At 64.4% G+C, this 22,307-nt stretch carries 25 protein-coding genes; 8 read left to right on the top strand and 17 right to left on the bottom strand.

Annotation, left to right across the window (positions count from 1 at the left end; translation table 11 throughout):
- Positions 1 to 125: 125 nt before the first annotated feature.
- On the top strand, positions 126 to 635 hold the full coding sequence (locus DW352_RS26415; protein ID WP_115694131.1) for a MarR family winged helix-turn-helix transcriptional regulator: 510 nt from the start codon (positions 126 to 128) through the stop codon (positions 633 to 635).
- Here DW352_RS26415 and DW352_RS26410 read toward each other — a convergent pair.
- From DW352_RS26410 to DW352_RS26395, 4 genes are all read right to left on the bottom strand, one after another.
- Positions 632 to 1,927, bottom strand: a complete 1,296-nt coding sequence (locus DW352_RS26410; RefSeq protein ID WP_115694130.1) for an amidase — start codon at positions 1,925 to 1,927, stop codon at positions 632 to 634. The genes DW352_RS26415 and DW352_RS26410 overlap by 4 nt on opposite strands.
- On the bottom strand, positions 1,927 to 2,541 hold the full coding sequence (gene ureG, locus DW352_RS26405) for an urease accessory protein UreG (RefSeq protein ID WP_115694129.1): 615 nt from the start codon (positions 2,539 to 2,541) through the stop codon (positions 1,927 to 1,929). The genes DW352_RS26410 and ureG overlap by 1 nt, the downstream gene beginning before the upstream one ends.
- Before the next feature lie 554 nt (positions 2,542 to 3,095).
- Positions 3,096 to 3,788 carry an urease accessory protein UreF gene (locus tag DW352_RS26400; RefSeq protein WP_115694128.1) on the bottom strand — a complete coding sequence of 231 codons (693 nt, stop codon included), beginning with the start codon at positions 3,786 to 3,788 and terminating at the stop codon, positions 3,096 to 3,098.
- Positions 3,781 to 4,173 (bottom strand): urease accessory protein UreE, encoded by a 393-nt coding sequence (locus tag DW352_RS26395; RefSeq protein ID WP_245434259.1) that lies wholly within the window; start codon positions 4,171 to 4,173, stop codon positions 3,781 to 3,783. Before DW352_RS26395 ends, DW352_RS26400 begins: the two co-directional genes overlap by 8 nt.
- A gap of 233 nt (positions 4,174 to 4,406) precedes the next feature.
- Here DW352_RS26395 and DW352_RS26390 point away from each other — a divergent pair, with 233 nt between their 5' ends.
- The gene (locus DW352_RS26390; RefSeq protein ID WP_115694126.1) at positions 4,407 to 4,880 is read left to right on the top strand and encodes a DUF2147 domain-containing protein; all 474 of its coding nucleotides are present in this window, start codon (positions 4,407 to 4,409) and stop codon (positions 4,878 to 4,880) included.
- A gap of 32 nt (positions 4,881 to 4,912) precedes the next feature.
- On the opposite strand, the gene ureC is transcribed toward DW352_RS26390, so the two are convergent.
- The 11 genes from ureC to DW352_RS26335 form a co-directional block, all read right to left on the bottom strand.
- Positions 4,913 to 6,622, bottom strand: coding sequence for an urease subunit alpha (ureC, locus tag DW352_RS26385; protein WP_115694125.1), 1,710 nt, complete (start codon positions 6,620 to 6,622; stop codon positions 4,913 to 4,915).
- 461 nt (positions 6,623 to 7,083) lie between these two features.
- Complete coding sequence (locus DW352_RS26380; protein ID WP_115694124.1) at positions 7,084 to 7,389, bottom strand: urease subunit beta; 306 nt, start codon at positions 7,387 to 7,389, stop codon at positions 7,084 to 7,086.
- A gap of 145 nt (positions 7,390 to 7,534) precedes the next feature.
- Entirely contained in the window at positions 7,535 to 8,092 is a 558-nt protein-coding gene (locus tag DW352_RS26375) for a HupE/UreJ family protein (RefSeq protein WP_425374626.1), read from the bottom strand.
- A gap of 214 nt (positions 8,093 to 8,306) precedes the next feature.
- On the bottom strand, positions 8,307 to 8,609 hold the full coding sequence (locus DW352_RS26370) for an urease subunit gamma (protein ID WP_115694122.1): 303 nt from the start codon (positions 8,607 to 8,609) through the stop codon (positions 8,307 to 8,309).
- Between the two features lie 36 nt (positions 8,610 to 8,645).
- Positions 8,646 to 9,473 (bottom strand): urease accessory protein UreD, encoded by an 828-nt coding sequence (locus DW352_RS26365; RefSeq protein WP_245434258.1) that lies wholly within the window; start codon positions 9,471 to 9,473, stop codon positions 8,646 to 8,648.
- A gap of 177 nt (positions 9,474 to 9,650) precedes the next feature.
- Positions 9,651 to 10,346 carry an urea ABC transporter ATP-binding subunit UrtE gene (gene urtE / locus DW352_RS26360; protein ID WP_115694120.1) on the bottom strand — a complete coding sequence of 232 codons (696 nt, stop codon included), beginning with the start codon at positions 10,344 to 10,346 and terminating at the stop codon, positions 9,651 to 9,653.
- 139 nt (positions 10,347 to 10,485) lie between these two features.
- Positions 10,486 to 11,247, bottom strand: a complete 762-nt coding sequence (gene urtD, locus DW352_RS26355; RefSeq protein WP_425374625.1) for an urea ABC transporter ATP-binding protein UrtD — start codon at positions 11,245 to 11,247, stop codon at positions 10,486 to 10,488.
- 5 nt (positions 11,248 to 11,252) lie between these two features.
- Positions 11,253 to 12,419: an urea ABC transporter permease subunit UrtC gene (urtC, locus tag DW352_RS26350; RefSeq protein WP_115694118.1), complete on the bottom strand. Its 1,167-nt coding sequence runs from the start codon at positions 12,417 to 12,419 to the stop codon at positions 11,253 to 11,255.
- A gap of 205 nt (positions 12,420 to 12,624) precedes the next feature.
- Entirely contained in the window at positions 12,625 to 14,235 is a 1,611-nt protein-coding gene (gene urtB / locus DW352_RS26345) for an urea ABC transporter permease subunit UrtB (RefSeq protein ID WP_425374624.1), read from the bottom strand.
- A 91-nt stretch (positions 14,236 to 14,326) separates the two neighbouring features.
- Complete coding sequence (gene urtA / locus DW352_RS26340) at positions 14,327 to 15,652, bottom strand: urea ABC transporter substrate-binding protein (RefSeq protein WP_115694117.1); 1,326 nt, start codon at positions 15,650 to 15,652, stop codon at positions 14,327 to 14,329.
- 280 nt (positions 15,653 to 15,932) lie between these two features.
- Entirely contained in the window at positions 15,933 to 16,796 is an 864-nt protein-coding gene (locus DW352_RS26335) for a substrate-binding domain-containing protein (RefSeq protein ID WP_115694116.1), read from the bottom strand.
- Positions 16,797 to 16,927: 131 nt separating this feature from the next.
- Between DW352_RS26335 and DW352_RS26330 the strand changes: the two genes are divergently transcribed.
- The 3 genes from DW352_RS26330 to DW352_RS26320 all read left to right on the top strand — a co-directional run bounded on the left by DW352_RS26330 (position 16,928) and on the right by DW352_RS26320 (position 19,181).
- Positions 16,928 to 17,593 carry a GntR family transcriptional regulator gene (locus tag DW352_RS26330; RefSeq protein ID WP_115694115.1) on the top strand — a complete coding sequence of 222 codons (666 nt, stop codon included), beginning with the start codon at positions 16,928 to 16,930 and terminating at the stop codon, positions 17,591 to 17,593.
- Positions 17,594 to 17,615: 22 nt separating this feature from the next.
- Positions 17,616 to 18,341 carry a PIG-L deacetylase family protein gene (locus DW352_RS26325; protein ID WP_115694114.1) on the top strand — a complete coding sequence of 242 codons (726 nt, stop codon included), beginning with the start codon at positions 17,616 to 17,618 and terminating at the stop codon, positions 18,339 to 18,341.
- 147 nt (positions 18,342 to 18,488) lie between these two features.
- Positions 18,489 to 19,181, top strand: a complete 693-nt coding sequence (locus DW352_RS26320) for a 4-carboxy-4-hydroxy-2-oxoadipate aldolase/oxaloacetate decarboxylase (RefSeq protein WP_115694113.1) — start codon at positions 18,489 to 18,491, stop codon at positions 19,179 to 19,181.
- A 33-nt stretch (positions 19,182 to 19,214) separates the two neighbouring features.
- Here DW352_RS26320 and DW352_RS26315 read toward each other — a convergent pair whose 3' ends face one another.
- Together DW352_RS26315 and DW352_RS26310 are read right to left on the bottom strand one after the other, a co-directional pair.
- Complete coding sequence (locus DW352_RS26315; protein WP_115694112.1) at positions 19,215 to 19,646, bottom strand: DUF6455 family protein; 432 nt, start codon at positions 19,644 to 19,646, stop codon at positions 19,215 to 19,217.
- Between the two features lie 92 nt (positions 19,647 to 19,738).
- Positions 19,739 to 20,884 (bottom strand): glycosyltransferase family 4 protein, encoded by a 1,146-nt coding sequence (locus DW352_RS26310; RefSeq protein ID WP_162827216.1) that lies wholly within the window; start codon positions 20,882 to 20,884, stop codon positions 19,739 to 19,741.
- Positions 20,885 to 21,367: 483 nt separating this feature from the next.
- Here DW352_RS26310 and DW352_RS26305 point away from each other — a divergent pair, with 483 nt between their 5' ends.
- The 3 genes from DW352_RS26305 to DW352_RS26295 all read left to right on the top strand — a co-directional run bounded on the left by DW352_RS26305 (position 21,368) and on the right by DW352_RS26295 (position 22,305).
- Complete coding sequence (locus tag DW352_RS26305; RefSeq protein WP_115694110.1) at positions 21,368 to 21,529, top strand: Flp family type IVb pilin; 162 nt, start codon at positions 21,368 to 21,370, stop codon at positions 21,527 to 21,529.
- Between the two features lie 232 nt (positions 21,530 to 21,761).
- Complete coding sequence (locus DW352_RS26300; RefSeq protein ID WP_115694109.1) at positions 21,762 to 21,923, top strand: Flp family type IVb pilin; 162 nt, start codon at positions 21,762 to 21,764, stop codon at positions 21,921 to 21,923.
- A gap of 220 nt (positions 21,924 to 22,143) precedes the next feature.
- Positions 22,144 to 22,305, top strand: coding sequence for a Flp family type IVb pilin (locus DW352_RS26295; RefSeq protein WP_115694108.1), 162 nt, complete (start codon positions 22,144 to 22,146; stop codon positions 22,303 to 22,305).
- Positions 22,306 to 22,307 lie beyond the last annotated feature (2 nt).

The raw sequence follows: 22,307 nt of genomic DNA, 5'->3' as shown, positions 1-22,307 counted from the left end.
ATTTCCCCCTTTGACCGGACGCCCGTTTCTGTAACACATTGTTGACGGGGACAACAATTTTCGTCAACACCGTTGTTGCCGCGGCTGCGCCATTGGTCCCGGCGCGGTGGATTTAGAGGTCACCTGTGGCTGTCAGCAAGCGCACGCCGAACCGGCCCAAAGACGCGCCGATGCCGCTGCGCAAAAAGGATGCGCAACGCGCCAGCGCACCGGTTATCGAACTCGCCGATCTCAAGGATCGTCTCGGCTATTTCGTGCGGCGACTGCAGGTCGCGATCTTCCAGGACTTCATTCGACGGCTCGCGCGCATCGATGTCAGCCCGGCGCAGTTTTCGGTGCTGGTGGTGATCGCCGCCAATCCCGGTCTGTCGCAGTCGGAGCTGGCCAAGACTCTCGGCATCGAGCGGGCACGGCTGGTGCGCATGTTGCACGGGCTCGAGTTGCGCAAGCTCACCGTGCGGCTGCCGTCGTCGGCCGATGGACGGTGGCATGCGCTCGAACTCACGCGCGAGGGCGAAAAGCTCCTGGCGCGCGCCAAGGTGCTGGCGGCCGAACACGAGGAAGCGATGCGCGAGAAACTCGGCCCCGAGCGCCACCGGCAGATGCTCGAGCTCGCGCGCGGGTTCGACGGTTAGCGCGCGAACAGCTTCTCCACCGCGGCGGCGATCCTGAACAGACGCTTGTCGTGGCCGTTGCGCACGATCAGCATCAGGCCAGTGTTGTGACCGCTCTCGCGCGGCAATGGCAGCGAGATCGCGCAACAGTCGAAGAAATTCCAGATCGACGTGTTGCGCAGCAACAGCGCGTTCTTGCGGCCGAAGGTGGCGCGATCCTCCACCTCGGCGATGGTCGGCGCGACGATGGGCGTCGTCGGCGACACCAGCACATCGACATCGGCGAGCCGCGCATCCATCGCGGCAACCAGCGCGATGCGCGCCTGCTGCATCTCGACATAGTCGGCGGCGCCGATCTTGGCGGCACGCTCGATGCGCGCGGCGACATTGGGATCGATGGCGTCGGCGCGGCGCGCCAGACGGTCGCGATGGATCATCAAGGCTTCGGGCGGCGCCAGCCCGCCTTTGGCATTGACCGCAACCATGTCGTCGATGAGCGGCAGCTTCTCCTCCGACAGACGCACGCCGGCGGCTTCAAGGCGTTTGAGCGCGGCCGGAAATGTCTTCGCGACCGTGTCGTCGAGGCCTTCGAGCGGCAGGCCCTGCGCGATGCCGACGCGCAGGCCGGCGAGCGGCGCGGCATCGATGCCGGCATAGTCCTCACCGGCCAGGACAGCGTCGGCCTTGGCGCAATCGGCGACGGTGTTCGCCATCGGCCCGATCGAATCGAGCGAGAACGACAACGGGAAGGCGCCACCCGTCGGGATACGCTGGCGGCTCGGCTTGAAACCGACGATGCCGCAGAGCGCGGCCGGGATGCGCAGCGAGCCGCCGGTGTCCGAGCCGATGGCGATCTCGCACATGCCGTCGGCGACCGCCACGGCGCCGCCCGAGCTCGAACCGCCGGGCACGCGCGTGCGGTCGGCCGGATTGGCCGGCGTGCCGTAATGCGGATTGGTGCCGACGCCGGAGAAGGCGAATTCGCTCATATTGGTCTTGGCGACGATGACGGCACCGGCGCGGCGCAGGCGGCGCACCGTCGGCGCATCCTCGCGGGCGGGCTTGCCTTCCTCCGCGACGAGCTTGGAGGCCGCACGGGTGATCTCGCCTTTGACGTCGAGCAGATCCTTGATCGAGACGATGGCGCCATCGAGCGGCCCGAGCGAGATGCCGGCCTTCGCCCGCGCGTCGGCGGCCTCGGCGGCCATTTTCGCCTCGTCGCGATAGACCGTGAGACAGGCGCGCGCGCCCTCGCCCTTCGGATCGTCGATGCGTGCGAGCGCGGCCTGGAGCCGATCGGAAGATGAACTCATTACGTCAATCCACCCTTCTTCACGATGAAGTTCGCGATGTCATCGACGCCCTCGCCTTCGCGCATATTGGTGAAGACGAACGGGCGTTGACCGCGCATCTTCTTGGCGTCGCGGTCCATCACCCCGAGCGAAGCGCCGACATAAGGCGCGAGGTCGGTCTTGTTGATGACGAGCAGATCCGAGCGCGTGATGCCCGGCCCGCCTTTGGACGGGATCTTGTCGCCGGCCGCGACGTCGATCACGTAAATCGTCAGGTCCGCGAGCTCCGGCGAGAACGTCGCGGCGAGATTGTCGCCACCGGATTCGATCAACACCAGATCGAGATCGGGAAACTTCTGCCGCATCTCGGCGACCGCGGCGAGGTTGATCGAGGCGTCCTCGCGGATCGCCGTGTGCGGACAGCCACCGGTTTCGACACCGGCAATGCGCTCGGGCGCCAGCGCGCCGGAGCGCACCAGATATTCGGCGTCCCACTTGGTGTAGATGTCGTTGGTGATCGCCGCGATCTCGTACTTGCCGCGCAGCGCCTTGCAGAGCGCGTCCATCAGCGCGGTCTTGCCGGAGCCGACCGGGCCGCCGACACCGACGCGCAAGGGACCATTGGGATTTTTCATTGCTGAAGCTTCCTTTGCCGGCCTCACCTTTCGGGTATTCCTCCGGGCGGTGCAAGCGCTCCTTCCGGTTGAGTTAGCCAACGCTCCGCCGTCCCTGTCTTTGTTTTGGGCCCGGGATAAGCCCTCCTTCGTGATCCCCCAAATAGATGAGGGCGACGGCGCGCCAAGCGACGCGACGTTTTCTTCGTAATGCCGTGCTTCGTCGCCGAAGCACGGGCGCCTCTCGGCGCGCCATCGCGGCGTCTTCCAACGGCGGGCCGCGCTTTCAACGGAGGCCCATCGCAAGTGGTGTGGGTCCTCGGTGTCAGCGAGCTCCTCGCAGGGGGTCCTAGTGCCCCCGGGCGGGATCCGCCGCCGCTCGAGAGCTTGGGAGGTGCGTTCGTCTCCCGCCCGCGAGCGCCGCGTCCCGCTCCGCTTTATGACGCCTCATGAAGCGCCCTCAGATGAGCGGGACGATACGCATTTTAAGGCCGCGTCGGTCAGTGGGGATAAATTCTTTTTAGAAAATATAAGCAGCTGTGTTCACGAGCGATTTTCGCAAAGAGATGCGACACTCACGAGCGGAACAGACGCGTGTATTGCGTCTCGTGACGGGCGCTGGCGAGATCGGCGCGGAAGGCCGAGGAGCCGAGATCGTCGAGCGTTGCGCTGAGTGCGCGTTCGGCGGTCGCAGCGACGACCAGCTCGAGTGCGGCGAGGACGCGCTGGCCGTCGGTCTGGCCGAGCGGCACCAGCCGCACGCCGGCCGACACCCAATTGGCGGCGACGGCCTGAAGATAAGCGGACAGCGCGGCCTCCAGCGAAACGCCATGACCAGCCGCCGAGACGGCGACCGCGACCGGATAGGCCACCGGCCCGTCCCAACCCGCCTTCAGGTGATCAATCGCGGCACACGGCCATGCCGCGCGTGTCGCCTCGATGAAGGCATTGCCTTGCGCCGTCGTTTCGAGGTGACGTTCCTTTGTCGGCGCGAAGGCCGCGGCGAGTTCGGCGACATCGCGCAAGGCCTTGTCGTCGCCGGCCGCAGCGGCGCGATGCGCGTGCGCGAACAGCACGGCGTCGCAATAGCCGCCGCCTTGCGCAAGCATCACCGACAGCCACGCCTTCAGGCTCGCGGCGTCGGCAATGTCACCCTGCTCCACCGCCCATTCGATGCCGCTCGAATAAGAGAATGCGCCGACCGGATAAGCCGGCGACAGCCACGCCATCAAGCGATAGAGCGCGGGAGCTTGCGGCGCCTCAGTCATGCGCGTGCCCGTGATGCGTTCCGTGCGGCGCGCCCTCTTCCGGATCGAACGGCGCTTCGAGCGCCGTCACGTGCGCCCCGAGACCGCGCAGCATGTCTTCCAGCACGTGGTCGCGGCGAATACGAATCCTGTCGCCGACGATCTGCACGTCGGTGTGCCGGTTGCCGAGATGCCACGCGAGGCGGACGGACTCGAGCGGCGTATGCGCGGCAATTTCGATGAGCGCTTCGGGCTGTCCGGCGACCCGCACGATGGAACCGTCGTCGAGCACGATGCCGTCGCCGTCGCGCAACGCGGCCGCGTGCGGCAGATCGAGCAGGAACTCGGTTCCGCGCTCTCCTGTGAGCGCGATGCGGCGGCGATGACGGTCACCGGCGTCGAGCACGACGCTATCGATGGCGGTGCTCGCATCCCACGAACCGCCACTGCGGATTGCCGTACCTCGCTTCATCGCCACCCCGTCGACATCGTCACGGGAACATAATCACGCATTCGAATACCAGCCAAGCTGCGTTCCCTCAGGTTTCGTAGGCGAGATGTGGCCCGCCAACAAAGGCCCGACCGATTGTCGCGATCGCGCTCATTCCATGTTTGACCTGCGCGCGTGAGCAAGTAGGAATGCGCGCGGCAGATTCGTCCGGTGATTGGAACTTCATGAGCATCTCGTTCGTCCGTGCGGCGGCCGTCGCGCTTTGCGTCACTTTCGTGAACGTCCTGACGGCGTCGGCTGCCGAACCGACCGGGACGTGGCTGACGAAGAACGGCGACGCGCAGATCCGCATCGCCAAATGCGGCGCGGCCATGTGCGGGACGATCGCGTGGCTGCTCGACCCGACCGACCGCGCGACGGGACAGCCGCAGACCGACACCAACAATCCCGACCCGACCAAACGCGGCCGCAAGGTTCTCGGGCTGACGATCTTTGCGATGCAGCCGGACAGCGACGGCAACTATGCCGGCGACATCTATAATGTCGACGACGGGCAGTCCTATCGCGGCAAGATGATCCGCCGCAGCGCCACCCAGCTCGAAGTGCAGGGTTGCCTCGGCCTGATCTGCGGCTCCGAAATGTGGAGCCTGGCGGGCCGCTGATTGCGGCTGCCAAGCGACCGCCGTCACGGAACTCAAAAGAGAAAATAGCGCTGTGCCATCGGCAAGGTCTCGGCCGGCGCGCAGGTGAGCAGTTCGCCGTCGGCGCGCACCTCGTAGGTCTCCGGATCGACCTCGATATCGGGCGTCGCGTCGTTGTGGATCATGCTCTTCTTGGTCGCCTTGCGCGTGCCCTCGACGGCGACGAACTGCTTCTCGACGCCGAGCTTATTGCGCAGGCCGCCGCGCACCGCCGCCTTCGATACGAACACCAGCGACGAGGCGGTCAACGCCTTGCCGAAGGCGCCGAACATCGGCCGGTAATGCACCGGCTGCGGCGTCGGGATCGAGGCGTTGGGATCGCCCATCTGCGCCGCGATGATCGAGCCGCCCTTGATGATCATCTCGGGTTTGACGCCGAAGAAGGCCGGCGCCCACAGCACGAGATCGGCAAGCTTGCCCTTCTCGATCGAGCCGATGTGCTTCGACACGCCGTGCGCGATCGCGGGGTTGATCGTATATTTGGCGATGTAACGCTTGGCGCGGAAATTATCGTTGTCGCCATTCTCCTGTTTGAGCCGGCCGCGCTGCTTCTTCATCTTGTCGGCGGTCTGCCAGGTGCGGATGATGACTTCGCCCAGGCGGCCCATGGCCTGCGAGTCCGACGACATCATCGACAGCGCGCCGATGTCATGCAGGATATCCTCGGCGGCGATGGTCTCCTTGCGGATGCGGCTTTCGGCGAACGCGAGATCCTCGGCGATCGACGGATCGAGATGGTGGCACACCATCAGCATGTCGAGATGCTCGTCGATGGTGTTGCGCGTGAACGGCCGCGTCGGATTGGTCGAGGACGGCAGCACGTTCTTGAGCCCCGCGACCTTGATGATGTCGGGCGCATGGCCGCCGCCGGCGCCTTCGGTGTGGAAGGCGTGAATGGTGCGGCCTTTGAAGGCCTTGATGGTGTCCTCGACGAAGCCCGACTCGTTGAGCGTATCGGTGTGGATCATCACCTGGATATCGTAGTCGTCGGCGACCGACAGACAGCAGTCGATGGCGGCCGGCGTCGTGCCCCAATCCTCGTGCAGCTTGAGCGCACAAGCGCCGCCTTTGACCATCTCTTCGAGCGCGGCCGGACGCGAGGCATTGCCCTTGCCGGCGAAACCGAGATTCACCGGAAAGGCATCCGCCGCCTGGATCATGCGGCCGATGTGCCAGGGGCCCGGCGTGCACGTCGTCGCAAAGGTGCCGTGCGCGGGCCCGGTACCGCCGCCCAGCATCGAGGTGACGCCGGACATCAGCGCCTCCTCCACCTGCTGCGGGCAGATGAAGTGAATATGCGTGTCGAAGCCGCCCGCCGTGAGGATCTTACCTTCGCCGGCGATGATCTCGGTACCCGGACCGATGACGATGGTGACGCCCGGCTGAATGTCGGGATTGCCGGCCTTGCCGATGGCGGCGATGCGGCCCTCCTTCAAGCCGACGTCGGCTTTGACGATGCCCCAGTGATCGAGGATGAGCGCATTGGTGATGACGGTGTCCATGGCGCCCTGCTTGTTGGTCGCCTGGCTCTGGCCCATGCCGTCGCGGATCACCTTGCCGCCGCCGAACTTCACCTCTTCGCCGTAGACGGTGAAGTCTTTCTCGACCTCGATGATGAGATCGGTGTCCGCGAGCCGCACTTTGTCGCCCACCGTGGGGCCGAACATATCGGCATAGGCCGCGCGCTTCATTTTGACGGACATGACATTATCCCCGATCTTATCAACCGGCCCTAGAAGCCTCTTGAAACCTAAACCGACAGGCGTACGCTTTCTCGCAGATCAACCACCTTCGGCTCAGGTCGGACTTGGATGGTCGCCATGGCCGAGCAGGCGTGGAACGTGGACGTGCGGTGGCGGTAAAACGACGTCGAGCGTTTGTGGTCCATGATTGCCGGTCCTGGCTCTCAGTAGCGCGTATTCCGTATGCTGAGCCTCGCGCTCGCGTCGGTGTATGGATCCCGAGAGCTTGTGACGGGCAGACGACGGTCTGCCCGTTATGGCTTTTGGGGGTACCGCAATCATCCCATCGTCATTCCGGGACGCGCTGAAAGCACGGACCCGGAATCCAGACGCAGGCACATTGCTTGTTTCTGGATTCCGGGTTCGCCCCGCCTTCGCCCTTACGGGCTTCGGCGCGGCGCCCCGGAATGACAAATTCGATCTCACAGCTTCCCCATCACTTCTTGACGGAAACCGTAGACGGTGCGCTTGCCGGCGAGCGCGACGAGCGTGACCTCGCGCGACTGCCCCGGCTCGAACCGCACCGCCGTGCCGGCGGCGATGTCGAGCCGCATGCCGCGTGCCTTCTTGCGATCGAACTTCAAGGCCGGGTTGGTTTCGAAGAAATGATAATGCGAGCCGACCTGGATCGGCCGGTCGCCGGCATTCGCGACGGTGAGCGTCACCGTCTTGCGTCCGGCGTTGAGCTCGATCTCGCCGTCTTTGATGAACAGCTCGCCGGGAATCATGAATTTTTCTCCGTCATTCCGGGACGCGCTGAAAGCGCGGACCCGGAATCCAGACGCAAGCTCTGAAGTCGTTTCTGGATTCCGGGTTTGCCGCTTCGCGGCACCCCGGAATGACAGAGGACAGTAAACAGCTCGCCGGGAACCATCACAGCACCCCGGCGACCATGCCCGCGCCGACCAGCACGCAGGCGACGCCGGCAATGCGGATCGCCGGGCGTAGCGCGTTGCGCTGCATCAGCATCGCGAAGGCGATGCCGATCGCATGCAGCGACGCGGTCGCTACCGCGAAGCCCGCCATGTATTCGACGCCGCTCATGGTCTCCGCGACTTCGGTGCCGTGCGCATGACCGTGGAATAGCGCAAAGGCCCCGACAAGAACCGCGCCGGCCGCGACCGGCACATCCAGCGCCAGCGCGACGCAGAGGCCGAGCGCCACCACGGAGGCAAGGATCGCCGGCTCGACGAAGGGCAGCGCGACGTGCGCCAAAGAACCTGACATGCCGAGCGCGCCGCCGACCAGCATCACCCCGACGAAGACCGCCGGCCACAGCCATAGCGCGCGGCCGCCCTTGAGCGCGGCCCAGAGGCCGACCGCGATCATCACCGCGATGTGGTCGAGGCCGCCGAACGGATGGGCGAGACCGGCCGCGAAGGACGATGTCTCGCCGTGGCCGACATGGGCGAAGGCTGACGTCGGCGCCATAAGCAGAAGTAAGGCGCACAAGACTCGCAACATCCTCCGTTCACCTCCCCCCTTGCGGGGGAGGTCGACCGGCCGCAGGCCGGTCGGGAGGGGGGTAAGCCGCACGCTCTGGCGCTTGTTTCCACCCCCCTCCCCATCCCTCCCCCGCAAGGGGGGAGGGAGGAGAGAAACTGCGAGCGTGTGCGCCAGATTGCTTCTCATTGTTCTTTCCTCTTCAGCGGATCGGATTGTGCACGGTGACGAGCTTGGTGCCGTCGGGAAACGTCGCCTCGACCTGGATGTCGTGAATCATCTCGGGGATGCCGTCCATGACCTGCGCGCGGGTGAGCACATGCGCGCCGGCCTGCATCAGCTCGGCGACGGTCTTGCCGTCGCGCGCGCCTTCCATGATGAAATCGGTGATCAGCGCGACCGACTCGGGATGGTTGAGCTTGACGCCGCGCTCCAGGCGTTTGCGCGCGACGATCGCGGCCATGGCGATCAGGAGCTTGTCTTTTTCCCGGGGCGTCAGGTTCATCTCTGCCTCAGACCTTTCTCAACGCAACTTAGCAACTTATTGCAGCCAGAGCCGCGGCACGCTCGTGCCGAGCGCGGCGAGGATGGCGATCAGATCGTGCCGCAGTCGGGCGCCATCCTCCGCACAAAGCCGCGCGACCGCAATGCCATTCCAGGCGGAGATGCCGACCTCTCCCAAAAATTGTTCGTCGAGCGCACGCACGGCTTCGAGCGCGCGCTCGTCGCCGGGCGCGAGCAGCACGGTGGCCACCGCGATGCCGCCTTTGGCGACGGCGCGCTGCGCCAGCGTCTCGGAGATAGGACCGTCGAGGCGCAGCGTATCGGCATAGACAAGCTTGCCGCCGCGCCGCAGCCGCCAGCGGTCGGCGAGGAAGCCGCCGACCACCGCTTCACCCATCGCCAGACGGCCGAACACCACGGCCTCCGCCATGATCAGCGACGCGCCATCGGCGAGATCGATGTCGATATGCCGCGACAGCCGTGCCCGGTCGAACAGGATCGTCTCCTGCGGCAGCCACGCGAGATGGCCGCCGCGCGCCACCTTGAGCGACACATCCATCGCCACGTCCGGGCCCGTCGAGCGGTAGATCTTCTCGGCCGCCGTCGTCCCCGCGACGAGATGCGCGCCGTCGCCGACGGCAATGTCGACGGTGAAACGGTCGCCGCCGGTCATGCCGCCGCCGGTGTTGACGATGACGGCCTCGAGCGCGCCGGCAGTGACATTGGGAAAGCGCACGCGCAGCGACCCGGCCTCGTGCACGGTCTGGCGATGCGTGCCGCCGTCGCGCGCGGTCACCGACAGCGCGATGGTGCCGGTGGCGCGGTTGGCAAGGAAGATGTCCGAGCTTTGAGTTGTCGCGAGCACTGCCAACCCTCAGGTGTCATGCCCCGCGCACCCACATCGGGTGTACCCGATGTGGGTCCTTTGAAGTGCGGGGCATCCAGTAAACACGAACGCCGCGACCGAAGCGATAGGCTGCGGCGTACTGGGTCCCCCGCTTTCGCGGGGGACGACGGCAGAGTGTAAGGCGCGTGCAAGACATCAAATCGCCAGCGCGCGCTTGAGCGCGCTTTCGTCCAGGTTTTCCTTGTCGCTGGCATAGACGATCGCACCGCGGTCCATGACCACGAGATAGTCGCCGAGCTCCTGCGCGAAGTCGAGATACTGCTCGACCAGGACAATGGCCATCTCCTTCAAGCCCCGCAGATAGGAAATGGCGCGGCCGATGTCCTTGATGATGGACGGCTGGATGCCTTCGGTCGGCTCGTCGAGCAGCAGCAGCTTCGGCCGCATCACCAAAGCGCGGCCGATGGCGAGTTGCTGTTGCTGGCCGCCGGAGAGATCGCCGCCGCGGCGCTTGAGCATCGTGTTCAGCACCGGAAACAGCGAGAACACATCGTCCGGCACCGTGCGCTGGTCGCGCTTGAGTGGCGCGAAGCCGGTTTCGAGGTTTTCCTCGACCGTCAGCAGCGGGAAGATTTCGCGCCCCTGCGGCACGATGGCGACGCCATTGCGCGCGCGCTGCACTGTGGGCATGCGGGTCAGATCCGTGCCGTCGAGAGCGATCGTACCGCGGCTGACGGGATGCTGACCGGCGATGGCACGCAACAGGCTCGTTTTGCCGACGCCGTTGCGGCCGAGCACGCAGGTGACCTTGCCGACTTCGGCCTTGAGCGAGATGCCGCGCAACGCCTGCGCCGCGCCGTAATGGAGGTCGATGTTGGAGACTTCGAGCATTCTTTTCACCCGTCATTCCGGGGCGCGTGCGCAGCACGCGAACCCGGAATCCAGACACAAGCACAATATTCGCCGCTGGATTCCGGGTTCGCGCCTTCGACGCGCCCCGGAATGACCAGAGTGAAACTCATGCCCATCCTCACCTTCCCAAATACACTTCGACCACGCGATCATTGGTCGAGACCTGATCGATGGTGCCCTCGGCCAGCACCGAGCCTTCGTGCAGGCACGTGACCTTCACGCCCAGTTCGCGCACGAACGCCATGTCGTGCTCGACCACGACCACGGTCTTGGTCTGGTTGATCTCCTTGAGCAGGAGCGCCGTCTGCATCGTCTCGGCGTCGGTCATGCCGGCGACCGGCTCGTCGACCAGCAGCAGCTTCGGCTCCTGCGCCAGCAGCATGCCGATCTCCAGCCATTGCTTCTGGCCATGCGACAGGCTACCGGCCACACGCGAGCGCAGATGCTTGAGGCGGATGGTGTCGAGGATTTCGTCAATGCGCTTTTCCTGCGGCGCCGAGGTGGACCACAACAACGTCGCGCGCACGCCGCGGTCGTTCTTGAGCGCCAGCAGCAGATTGTCCTCGACCGTGTGCATCTCGAACACCGTCGGCTTCTGAAACTTGCGGCCGATGCCGAGCTCGGCGATCTCGGTCTCGTCCAGTTTCGACAGATCGTAAGCCCCCTGGCCGAAATAGACGTCACCCGTGTCCGGCCGCGTCTTGCCGGTGACGACGTCCATCATCGTCGTCTTGCCAGCGCCGTTCGGGCCGATGATCGCCCGCATCTCGCCGGGCTCGACCATGAAAGACAGTTCGTTGAGCGCCTTGAAGCCGTCGAACGACACCGAGATGCCGTCGAGATAAAGAAGCGCCGAAGTGGTCTTGTTCGCGTCCATCATCGCCCCTACTCCGCCGCCCGCGGCGCCGGTTCGGCCGGCGCATCGGCACCGTCTTCGGCCGCGGCGGATTTGGCGGCCGCGCGCTTGTCGAAGCCGTATTTGATGGTGCCGATGATGCCGCGCGGCAAGAGCAGCGTGACCAGCACGAACAGCGCGCCAAGCATGAACAGCCAGTACGGCGCGAGGAAGCCGGAGGTGAAGAAGGTCTTGGCGTAGTTGACGACGAAGGCGCCGAGCACCGCGCCGGTGAGCGTACCGCGACCGCCGACGGCGACCCAGATCACCGCCTCGATCGAATTGCCCGGCGCGAACTCGCCCGGGTTGATGATGCCGACCTGCGGCACATAAAGCGCACCGGCAAGGCCCGCCATGGCGGCGGACAAGGTGAACACGAACAGCTTGTAGGCCTCGACCCGGTAGCCGAGGAAGCGCGTGCGCGCCTCGGCATCGCGGATCGCCACTAGCACCTTGCCGAACTTCGAGGTGACGATGGCGCGGCAGACGAGGAAGCACAGCGCGAGTGCCAGACACGAGATGAAGAACAGCGCATTGCGCGTGCCCTCGGCCTGCACGTTGAAGCCGAGGATGTCCTTGAAGTCGGTCAGGCCGTTATTGCCGCCGAAGCCGAAATTGTTGCGGAAGAAGCCGAGCATCAAGGCGTAGGTCATCGCCTGGGTGATGATCGACAGATAAACGCCGGTGACGCGACTCCGGAAGGCAAACCAGCCGAAGACGAAGGCCAGGAGACCCGGCGCCAGGAAGATCATCAGCGCCGCATAGGCGAAGTGGTTGAAGCCGTACCAGTAGAACGGCAGCTCCTGCCAGTTCAGGAACACCATGAAGTCGGGCAGGATCGGGTTGGCATAGACGCCACGCGTGCCGATCTGCCGCATCAGATACATGCCCATCGCATAGCCGCCGAGCGCGAAGAACGCGCCGTGGCCGAGCGAGAGGATGCCGGCATAGCCCCAAATGAGATCGATCGACAGCGCGAGGATGGCGTAACAGATGTATTTGCCGAACAGCGCGACCAGATAAGTCGAGACGTGCAGGGTCGAGCCGGAGGGGACCAGCAGATTAAGCGCCGGGATCGCGATGGCGAAGGCCGCGACCAGCACGAGGAAGAGCGTGGCGCCGCGATCGAGGATGCGGATGAGCGGATGGGAGGTCATGATGCGGCCCCTCTGCTCCCCTCCCCCCGCGATGCGCAGCATCGTGGTGGGGAGGGGTCGGGGGTGGGGGGAAAAGCAATCGCGATGGTGAGAGCCTGGAAGAAAGAGCCCCCCACCCCTAACCCCTCCCCGCCGCTCGCAAGAGCTCGCGGGTGGAGGGGAACAGCGCCGCGTGTGCCGAACATTCTCATGCTTCGATCGCCAATCACGCCTCCACCGCCCGGCCCTTGAGCGCGAACATGCCGCGCGGGCGCTTCTGGATGAACAGGATGATGAAGACGAGGATCGCGATCTTGCCCAGCACGGCGCCGGCGTATGGCTCCAGGAATTTGTTGGCGATGCCGAGGGTGAAGGCGCCGACCAATGTGCCCCACAGATTGCCGACGCCGCCGAACACCACGACCATGAAGCTGTCGATGATGTAGCCCTGCCCTAGGTTCGGCGAGACGTTGTCGATCTGCGACAGCGCGACGCCGGCGATACCGGCAATGCCGGAGCCGAGGCCGAAGGTGAGCGCGTCGATGCGGGCCGTGCGGATGCCCATGGCCGCCGCCATCGAACGGTTCTGCGTCACGGCGCGCATCTCGAGGCCGAGCCGCGTGAAGCGCAGCATGCCGAGCAGCGCGACGAACACGGCCAACGTGAAGCAGATGATCCAGAGCCGGTTGTAGGTGATGAGAAGGCCGCCGAGGTCGAAGGCGCCGCTCATCCACGACGGGTTGCCGACGTCCTTGTTGGTCGGTCCGAACGCGGTGCGCACGACCTGCTGCAGGATCAGCGACAGGCCCCAGGTGGCCAGCAAAGTCTCGAGGGGCCTGCCATAAAGGAAGCGGATGATCGAGCGCTCGATGACGACACCGACAGCGCCGGCTACGAGAAAGGCGAGCGGCACGGCGATCACCAGCGAATAGTCGAACAGCGCCGGATTATGCGCGCGGATGAACTCCTGCACGACGAAGGTGGTGTAGGCGCCCAGCATCACCATCTCGCCATGCGCCATGTTGATGACACCCATGACGCCGAAGGTGATGGCGAGGCCGATCGCGGCGAGCAGCAATACCGAGCCGAGCGACAGGCCGTACCAGGTATTTTGCACCGCGCTCCAGACCGCGAGCATGCCCTGGATCTTCGACTTCGCCGCAGCCGCGGCTTGCGCCACCTGCGGCGGCGCGTCGCCGGGAATGCCGTCGAGCAGGGCCAGCGCATCCTGATCGCCGCGGGCGCCGATGACGGCGATGGCCGCTACCTTGTCCTCCGCTGACGCATCGGCCGACGTGAGAATGATAGCGGCACGCGCCTCGCTCAGCGCTTTCTTCACGCGCGCATCGGTCTCGGCGGCGAGCGCCTTGTCGAGCGCCGGCAGCGCGGCCGCATCGCGGGACTTGAACACGGCCTGCGCGGCGTCGAAACGGCGTTGCGGCTCCTTGGCCATCAAAGTGAGCGAACCGAGCGCGGCTTCGAGCGCGCCGCGCACGCGGTTGTTGAGACGGACGTTATCGGCATCGGCCGGCGGCGATGCCACCGCTTCGCCGCTGGCGGCGTCGGTCAGCTTGTCGCTCTTGTCCTTGATGAAGACTTTCTTGGCCTCGGCCGAGTACATCAGGCGCTGGTCCTGCAGCGCCTGCAGCACGGCGGCGGCGCGCGGATCGCCGCTCGCGGTCAATGCTTCGATGGAGTCGACCGTGTCGCCGAACGAGTCGGCGGTGAAGCCGACGAGCGCATCTTCATAAGCACCCGCATGGGCACTGGTGACGACGGCGGCCATGAGGCCGACAGCCACGAAGAGCGCCACGATGTGGTCGTAGACACTGCGCATTTCATTCCGCCCCGGCACGCATTTGCTTTTCTTTGAAATGGAGGCGGCGGCAGCCGCCGCCTCCGGTCGCGTCATCACACAGCCCGTCGGATCAGGAGCCCTGACCGCCGCACTTCTTGGTGACCTTGTTGTAGTTGCCGCACTTCAGCGTCACCCAGTCGGCCTCGAGATCCTTCGAGCCCGGCAGGAAGTCGGACCAGGCATCGCCCGGCACCAGACCCTTGGTCTTCCACACCACGTCGAACTGACCGTCGCCGCGGATTTCGCCGATGAAGACCGGCTTGGTGATGTGGTGGTTCGGCAGCATCTTGGACACGCCGCCCGTCAGGTTCGGCGCTTCGATGCCCGGCAGCGCGTCGATCACCTTGTCCGGATCGGTCGACTTCGCCTTTTCCACCGCCTTCACCCACATGTTGAAGCCGATCACGTGGGCTTCCATCGGGTCGTTGGTGACGCGCTTCGGGTTCTTGGTGAAGGCCTGCCACTTCTTGATGAACTCGGCGTTGGCCGGGTTCTTGATCGACTCGAAGTAGTTCCAGGCGGCGAGATGGCCAACCAGCGGCTTGGTGTCGAGACCGGCGAGTTCTTCTTCGCCGACCGAGAACGCCACCACCGGGATGTCGGTGGCCTTGATGCCCTGGTTGCCGAGCTCCTTGTAGAACGGCACGTTGGCGTCGCCGTTGATGGTCGAGACCACCGCCGTCTTCTTGCCGGCCGAGCCGAACTTCTTGATGTCGGCCACGATCGTCTGCCAGTCGGAATGACCGAACGGCGTGTAGTTGATCATGATGTCTTCGTCCTTGACGCCCTTCGACTTCAGATAGGCCTCGAGGATCTTGTTGGTGGTGCGCGGATAGACGTAGTCGGTGCCCGCCAGCACCCAACGCTTCACCGAGCCGCCGTCCTTCGACATCAGGTAGTCGACGGCCGGGATCGCCTGCTGGTTCGGCGCGGCGCCCGTGTAGAACACGTTGCGCTCGGACTCTTCGCCCTCGTACTGCACCGGATAGAAGAGGATCGAGTCGAGCTCCTTGAACACCGGCAGCACCGACTTGCGCGACACCGAGGTCCAGCAGCCGAACACGACGGAGACCTTGTCCTTCGAAATCAGCTCGCGCGCCTTCTCGGCGAACAGCGGCCAGTTCGACGCCGGGTCGACGACCACCGCCTCGAGCTTCTTGCCGAGCAGACCGCCCTTCTTGTTCTGCTCATCGATCAGGAAGAGCATGGTGTCCTTCAGCGTCGTCTCGGAAATGGCCATGGTGCCCGAGAGCGAATGAAGGATGCCGACCTTAATCGTGTCCTCGGCCTTGGCCGACTGGACAGCCCCCGAAACGGCGAATGCGAGACCCGCCGCGGCGGCGAGCCAGCGGCGAGGTGACGGTCGACCGGCGACCGCATTTCCTGCTTTCAACATGAGCGAAATCCCCTGCATTTTACGCGCACGCCGTCTCGAGACGGCTTTTGACGCAGGAGAGAAGTCGCAAAGGCTGTGCCAAGGCGTCACAAAGGCATAAGCCCCTGTTTTGCCTTATGAATCAGCAATCGGTATCGTGCTGCCTAGTTTTCGGTCAAGCGTCATTGCCTAAAATATTAGCAGACACCATTTCCGATGCCCGGCGGGTATACTCGGTGGCGACAGCGCCTAACGGACGTCCATCGCACCAAATCGGCAAAGGTGTAGTGGCCGCCACCGACTACCAGAGCTCATCCACCGTTAGGGCATGCGGGATTTGCTTCTGCTGGACCGCATAAGAAATGAGCAGTTCGAGGCAGCGACGGTTTGCCTCCTTGCCAAAGGGCGCCGTGTCGAGCCCGCCCGGCGGCACCCCGGCCGCCTGCTTCGCCGCCTCCAGCATCCGATACAGCTCGGCGACCGCCGCAGGGTTCGAGCGCTTCAGTTCGTCGGTGACGACCACCATGTGGTTGACCGGCACCAGGCCGTGCTTGGCGTACCACTTCTTGGCCTCGGCCTCCGGATCGACGATGACGCTCTTGAGGCGCTCGTCGTCCGGCATCGCCGCGCCGTAAATCGCCGCGTCCAGCTCGCCGTCGATCAGCATCTTGGTGATGTCCTTGTCGGCGCCGGCGCGGATGACGCCGGGCGGATCCCCAGCCTCGGCGACGTGACCGTCCTCGAACGTCACCCACTGCACCGAAGAGAGATCGACGCCGTAGTCGTTTTGCAAAATTCCGCGAATCCAGACGCCGGTCGTCTGGCTGTAGGATCGCACGCCGATGCGCTTGCCGGGCAGCTTGTCGGGCGTCAGCACACCGCGCGCACTGTTGTAGAGCATCGTGTGATGCTGGAAGCGCGACAGCATCGCCGCCGGCAATAATGTCAGGCCCTTGTTGTAGGCCTTGGCCTGGAGATAGCTCGTCAAAGCGAGTTCGCTGGCATCGAAAGCATGCTCGCGGATCATCGGCTTGAACGCCGTGTGCATCGCCTTCACCTCGACGAAGTCGAGCTTCAGCGTCGGCGACGTGATCTCGCCGCGCTTGAGCGGCAGCGTGTGCGGATAATTGCCGAGGCAAATGCGCAAAGTCGTGACGTCGGCCATCTGAAACCTGTCCTTTGAACCCGTGTCGGGGCCTGCCCCGGAACGCGCCGCGTCTATCCACCGGCGGCCCGGCAAGCTTGACCCGCGCGCCCAAATTGTCAACAATCTGGATAACCAAATTGTGGACCCCGATGCCCCGCCCCGCCCGCACAGCTCCTGCCGACGTGACCGCGCGCCTGCGCGACGCGATCACGCGCGGGCAGTTGATGCCGAACGAGCGGCTGGTGGAGGCCGACCTCGCCGCGACCTACGGCGTCAACCGCGCGCATATCCGCACCGCTCTCGCCATGCTCGACCAGGAAGGCCTGGTGGTACGTGAGAAGAACCGCGGCGCCCGCGTGCGCGCGATCAGCGATGCCGAGGCGATAGAGATCGCCGAGACGCGGCTCGCCATCGAAGTGATGGTGGCGCGGCAGGCCGCCGAGCGGATCACCGACGCCGGCAAGAAAGCGCTGCGCGCGATCGAAGCGGACCTCAAGCGCGCGGTGAAGGACGCCGACGACCTTGCTTATTCGCGCTGCAACGGCGCGCTGCACCGGGAAATCCAGCGCATCGCCGGCAACGGCACGGCGACGCGCATTCTCTCGACCTTGCGCACGCATCTCCTGCGGCTGCAGTTCCGGGTCATCCTGTTTCCCGGGCGGCCACAATCCTCGCTCGCCGAGCATCACGCCATCGTCGATGCCATCTGCCGCGGCGACGGCGCGCGCGCCGAGGCGGCCATGCGCAAGCACCTCACCAGTTTCATGGCCCTGCTGAAGCAGGCCATCGAATCCAGCCGCCACGGCGGCTTCTAACGGTTCACCAACGGAGTACGTAATGTCGGAGCAGAAGACCGGGCTCGTCGTCACAGCCCATCCGGGCGATTTCGTCTGGCGCGCGGGCGGCGCGATCGCGCTGCATGCCAAGCAGGGCTACAAGATGAAAATCGTCTGCATGTCCTTCGGCGAGCGGGGCGAAAGCCAGTTCGCCTGGAAGGAGCCGGGCGCGACGATGGAAAAGGTGAAGGCCGGCCGCAAGGACGAAGCCGAACGCGCGGCGGCGCTCCTCGGCGCCGAGATCGAGTTCTTCGATTGCGGCGACTATCCGCTCATGCTCACCGAAGAGCATTTCGACCGCATGGTCGACATCTACCGCGAGACCAATCCGGCCTTCGTGCTCACGCATGCGCTGAAGGACCCGTATAACTTCGACCATCCGAACGCCGCGCATTTCGCGCAGGAGACGCGCGTCGTCGCGCAAGCCATGGGCCACAAGCCGGGCGCCAAGTACAAGTATTCGGCGCCGCCGGTTTATCTGTTCGAGCCGCACCAGCCCGAGCAGTGCGATTACAAGCCCGATCTTATCCTCAAGATCGACGATGTCTGGGAGACCAAGTACAAGGCGTTCCAGATCCTCGCCGCGCAGAAGCACCTCTGGCACTACTACGAACGCGTCGCGCTCAACCGCGGCATCCAGGGCTCGCGCAACACCGGCATTCCGATGACCTACGGCGAGGCGTACCAGACGCTGTTCCCGCGCGTCGTCACGGATACGCTGGGCTGAGCCGTAGCCTCGCACGACTGCCGTCATTGCCCGCGAAAGCGGGCAATCCAGTAGTCCGAGACGTCAATGAGTACTGGTGTCATGCCCCGCTTTCGCGGGGCATGACACCGAATAGAATTGCATAGTTATGCCTGCAGGAGTGACACCATGAGAAACGTCGTCGTCCGCAACATCAAGCGCGCCGATGCGGCCGCCATTGCCACGTTCGAGAAGCTCGGCGCCTCGACCGTGCATGAAGCGCTCGGCCGCTATCAGCTGATGAAGCCGTACATCCGTCCGATCTGGTCCGGCGCTACGATCGCGGGCCCCGCCGTGACCATCCTGGCGCAGCCCGGCGATAACTGGATGCTGCATGTCGCCATCGAGCAATGCCAGCCCGGCGATATCGTTGTGCTCGGCTGCACCGCCGACAACACCGACGGCATGATCGGCGATCTGATCGCCACCTCGCTGAAGGCGCGTGGCGTGAAGGGCGTCATCATCGATGCCGGCTGCCGCGACGTCGCAACGCTCAAGGAAATGGGATTCCCGATCTGGTCGAAGGCGATCTCGTCCAAGGGCACCGTCAAGGCGACCCTCGGCTCCGTGAACATTCCGGTCGTCTGCGCAGGCGTCTATGTCGAGCCCGGCGACGCCGTGGTCGCTGACGACGACGGCGTCGTCGTGGTGCCGAAGAAATATGTCACGGAGACCGCGGCGAAGGCGCAGAAGCGTTTCGACGACGAAGACGCCAAGCGTCAGAAGCTGGCGTCCGGCGTGCTCGGCCTCGACATGTACAATATGCGCGAGCCGCTGGCGAAGGCCGGCCTCGTCTACGTCGACAATCCGGAAGACGTCTAATCGCCTAATCGCCCTCCTGCCGGCCGCGTCGCTTCAGTGCGGCCGGCCGGTGAGGACGTCGAGCGTGTAGGCGTTGGGGCAGTATTCGCGGTAGTGTTCCTTGGCCGCGCCAACCTCGAGTTCGTGGGCGCATCGCGCCTTGTGGTCGCACGCAAAGCAAAGCCGCTCGAGATCGCGGATCATGCGCGGATCGTTGAGGTTCTTGTTCTCGCGGTCGACCCCCAGGGCCGAAAGCATCTTGTAAAGCAGATCGACGGACCCGGTCGTCTTGCTGGTGAGATTCGCAAGCTCACCCGGCGTGACGTTGAGGTCGTGGGCGATACGCGCGACTTCGTCGCTACCCACTTGCGCAAGCTCCGAACGAGTCTTGGCGGCGCGGCGGTAATTGTTGATCCAGCCGGCGATCGTGTCGAGGATCGGCTCAAGCCCTGGATAATGCGATTGCGGGGTCTGTTGCGTTTGCATGGCGCTCCATCCTTTGGAACGCAGGGTCGCCGACAGCCGCCGATTCGACCTTGATCTGGGTCAAGCCAAAGCGTGCGAAAAGCGCAGGTCTTCTACGCGCCGAGGGCTTGACCCACGGCAGGAGCAATATCCAGCGCGCGCTCGTAGCAGGACAGAACGCCGTCCACCATCGTCTCGACCGAAAACGACGCGGCAATGCGCGCGCGCAGCTTCCGAGAACGCTCGGCCATGACGGCCGGCTCGTCCTGACTGATCTTCACGGCATCGGCGAGCGCCTTAACGTCGCCGGGCGGTATGAGCGCATCCGACAGCGGGCCGTAGATCTCCGGGATACCGCCGACGCGCGTCGTGATCATCGGCCGTTCGGCCGCCGCGGTCTCCAGCACCACATAAGGCAGCGACTCCGCCCGCGACGGCAGCACCACCAATTTGCCGAGCGCGAGCGCCCGGCGCATCGGCATTGCCGGAGCCAAGCGCACGGCCTCGCCGAGACCAAGCCGCGCCACCTGCTCCTGAAGACTATCCCGCTCCGGGCCGCTGCCGACCAAGGTCGCCGTGAGCGGACGCCCCTCGCCGCGCAGCGTGGCGATCGCATCGATTAACGTGTCGATACCCTTCACGTGCCGGTATTCACCGACGAAGACAATATCGGACGCATCCGGCGCGAGCGGCACCGGCGCGAACTCCGCCTGGCTGACGCCGTTGTGGATGACGCGCATGAGCCCGCGCGGCTCACCGACCTTGGCACGAAACACATCCGCGCTGTAGGCGCTCTCGAACAGATACGCGTCGCCGCGCGGCATCAGCAGCTTCTCGAGCAGGAGATAGGCCTTACCGTTCAGCGTCGCGTGATCGAGCAGCAGGCTGCCGCCGTGCGGCGTATAGGCTCGGACGATCGGCCGGCCCGCAAAAGCCAGCCGCGCATAGGCACCGCCCTTGGCGCCGTGGCCGTGCACGACATCCGCGTGCGACTCCCAAAGGCGCTTGCTCACGTGCACAACGGCACTGAGGTCGCGGGGACTCAACTGCCGCGGCATTGGTATCTGCGTGATCCCGAACTTAAGCGCGGGAGCCAGTCGCCCCAAGGTTTCGCGAGCGCGTTCGTTGCCGGTGAGGCTGTCGACGACGATGCCCACATTATGGCCGCGCGCGATCTGTCCGCTCACCAGATCGACAACGTGACGAAACAACCCGCCCAGCGGGGCGCGAAGAACGTGAATGATATTGAGTGCACGCATGTACGACAGATAGTCGCAGCCGCCCGCATTGGAAACCGGAAACGCCGTTAACAATTAATACGCGGACAACGTCAAATCATAAACACAGGCCCGATGGTAACCCCGTATGATCGCTGCAACTGCATGCGAACGACGACACCTCGGACGCAGACGTCGGCTACGCGCGCGGTGACGGTTCGCCGCACCGGCACGATAGGCAATCGCCGAACGTCGATAATGCGCGGTTAACGGCAGCGAGGCCTTTTCACGCACGCGAAGGCCGGTATTCCCAACCGCAAAATGTATAAAAAGTGCAGTTAAATTCGACGTTTCCCGCCGCTGTCTCGCACATCGGCGCGGACGCGTACCGCAACGGCACGCCATGCCGGAGCCGCAAAAGTTAGGCAAATCCTATGTCCTGCAACAAAACCTTGACCAATTGCGAAGGGCATTTTTAACGCCGCGGCGCCATGTTGCGCGCATCGAACCTCCTGGAGCCAAGACATGTCCAAGATTGTTGCGTTTCTCAAGAACGAGTCGGGTGCGACTGCGATCGAGTACGGTCTCATTGCCGCAGGCATCTCGGTGGCGATCATCGCCATCGTTCAGACCATCGGCACGAACCTGACGACGAAGTTCACGGCTGTTTCGAACGGCCTGAAGTAATTCAGAACTTCGTTTCGCTGTAAGCAAGAAGCCGCCGGCAACGGCGGCTTCTTCTTTTTTGGCTGCCGTCAGCGCCGAGGCGCACATGCTTGCCAATGAGTAACCTCGGTGCATCCAAATTCGACGATCGTCTTCATCTTCTCTTAATGCGATTTTACAGGTTCCCATAGGCAATCTTTAACGGCCGGGACCCTACGGTCCGCACGCACAAGTACAGGGAGCGTGCATCTAAATGTCCAAAATCGTTGCGTTTTTGAAGAATGAGTCCGGTGCTACGGCCATCGAGTACGGCCTCATCGCCGCCGGCATCGCGGTCGCGATCATCGCGATCGTGCAGACCGTCGGTACCAACCTCACGACCAAGTTCACCGCCGTCTCGGATGGCCTGAAGTAAGCCTTCCTGCGTCAAGCTCGAAGCAGAAGCCGCCGGCAACGGCGGCTTCTTTTTTTGGCGGTGGGTCGCCCCCGACGCTTCCAACCTTCTTCGAAATTATTCGCGGTTCGCGGCCACTTCTTTACCGCGCCTTAACGGTCTTTAAGTTGGGGATCGCAGGTATTTATTAACCCCCCGGCTCCTAGCATGTTCCCGCGTGCACAAAGGGAGCGTGCTTCAAATGTCCAAACTTGTTGCGTTTCTGAAGAATGAATCCGGCGCCACGGCCATCGAATACGGCCTCATCGCCGCCGGCATCGCGGTCGCGATCATCTCGATCGTGCAGACGGTCGGTACCAATCTCACGACCAAGTTCACCGCCGTCTCGGATGGCCTGAAGTAAAC

This window comes from Pseudolabrys taiwanensis (assembly GCF_003367395.1).
GTDB lineage: Bacteria > Pseudomonadota > Alphaproteobacteria > Rhizobiales > Xanthobacteraceae > Pseudolabrys > Pseudolabrys taiwanensis.
This window is presented reverse-complemented; position numbering and strand designations above follow the sequence as displayed.

What these genes read in the sequence shown, in the direction of transcription:
- DW352_RS26410 (WP_115694130.1), bottom strand. Translation starts at nt 1,927, where the DNA reads ATGAGTTCATCTTCCGATCGGCTCCAGGCCGCGCTCGCACGCATCGAC.
- urtC (WP_115694118.1), bottom strand. Translation starts at nt 12,419, where the DNA reads ATGACCTCCCATCCGCTCATCCGCATCCTCGATCGCGGCGCCACGCTC.
- DW352_RS26305 (WP_115694110.1), top strand. Translation starts at nt 21,368, where the DNA reads ATGTCCAAGATTGTTGCGTTTCTCAAGAACGAGTCGGGTGCGACTGCG.
- ureC (WP_115694125.1), bottom strand. Translation starts at nt 6,622, where the DNA reads ATGTCCGTCAAAATGAAGCGCGCGGCCTATGCCGATATGTTCGGCCCC.
- urtA (WP_115694117.1), bottom strand. Translation starts at nt 15,652, where the DNA reads ATGTTGAAAGCAGGAAATGCGGTCGCCGGTCGACCGTCACCTCGCCGC.
- DW352_RS26320 (WP_115694113.1), top strand. Translation starts at nt 18,489, where the DNA reads ATGAGAAACGTCGTCGTCCGCAACATCAAGCGCGCCGATGCGGCCGCC.
- urtD (WP_425374625.1), bottom strand. Translation starts at nt 11,247, where the DNA reads ATGATGGACGCGAACAAGACCACTTCGGCGCTTCTTTATCTCGACGGC.
- DW352_RS26370 (WP_115694122.1), bottom strand. Translation starts at nt 8,609, where the DNA reads ATGAACCTGACGCCCCGGGAAAAAGACAAGCTCCTGATCGCCATGGCC.
- DW352_RS26330 (WP_115694115.1), top strand. Translation starts at nt 16,928, where the DNA reads ATGCCCCGCCCCGCCCGCACAGCTCCTGCCGACGTGACCGCGCGCCTG.
- urtB (WP_425374624.1), bottom strand. Translation starts at nt 14,235, where the DNA reads ATGCGCAGTGTCTACGACCACATCGTGGCGCTCTTCGTGGCTGTCGGC.
- DW352_RS26400 (WP_115694128.1), bottom strand. Translation starts at nt 3,788, where the DNA reads ATGACTGAGGCGCCGCAAGCTCCCGCGCTCTATCGCTTGATGGCGTGG.
- DW352_RS26310 (WP_162827216.1), bottom strand. Translation starts at nt 20,884, where the DNA reads ATGCGTGCACTCAATATCATTCACGTTCTTCGCGCCCCGCTGGGCGGG.
- DW352_RS26380 (WP_115694124.1), bottom strand. Translation starts at nt 7,389, where the DNA reads ATGATTCCCGGCGAGCTGTTCATCAAAGACGGCGAGATCGAGCTCAAC.
- DW352_RS26315 (WP_115694112.1), bottom strand. Translation starts at nt 19,646, where the DNA reads ATGCAAACGCAACAGACCCCGCAATCGCATTATCCAGGGCTTGAGCCG.
- urtE (WP_115694120.1), bottom strand. Translation starts at nt 10,346, where the DNA reads ATGCTCGAAGTCTCCAACATCGACCTCCATTACGGCGCGGCGCAGGCG.
- DW352_RS26335 (WP_115694116.1), bottom strand. Translation starts at nt 16,796, where the DNA reads ATGGCCGACGTCACGACTTTGCGCATTTGCCTCGGCAATTATCCGCAC.
- DW352_RS26375 (WP_425374626.1), bottom strand. Translation starts at nt 8,092, where the DNA reads ATGGCGCCGACGTCAGCCTTCGCCCATGTCGGCCACGGCGAGACATCG.
- DW352_RS26325 (WP_115694114.1), top strand. Translation starts at nt 17,616, where the DNA reads ATGTCGGAGCAGAAGACCGGGCTCGTCGTCACAGCCCATCCGGGCGAT.
- DW352_RS26390 (WP_115694126.1), top strand. Translation starts at nt 4,407, where the DNA reads ATGCGCGCGGCAGATTCGTCCGGTGATTGGAACTTCATGAGCATCTCG.
- DW352_RS26295 (WP_115694108.1), top strand. Translation starts at nt 22,144, where the DNA reads ATGTCCAAACTTGTTGCGTTTCTGAAGAATGAATCCGGCGCCACGGCC.
- ureG (WP_115694129.1), bottom strand. Translation starts at nt 2,541, where the DNA reads ATGAAAAATCCCAATGGTCCCTTGCGCGTCGGTGTCGGCGGCCCGGTC.
- DW352_RS26300 (WP_115694109.1), top strand. Translation starts at nt 21,762, where the DNA reads ATGTCCAAAATCGTTGCGTTTTTGAAGAATGAGTCCGGTGCTACGGCC.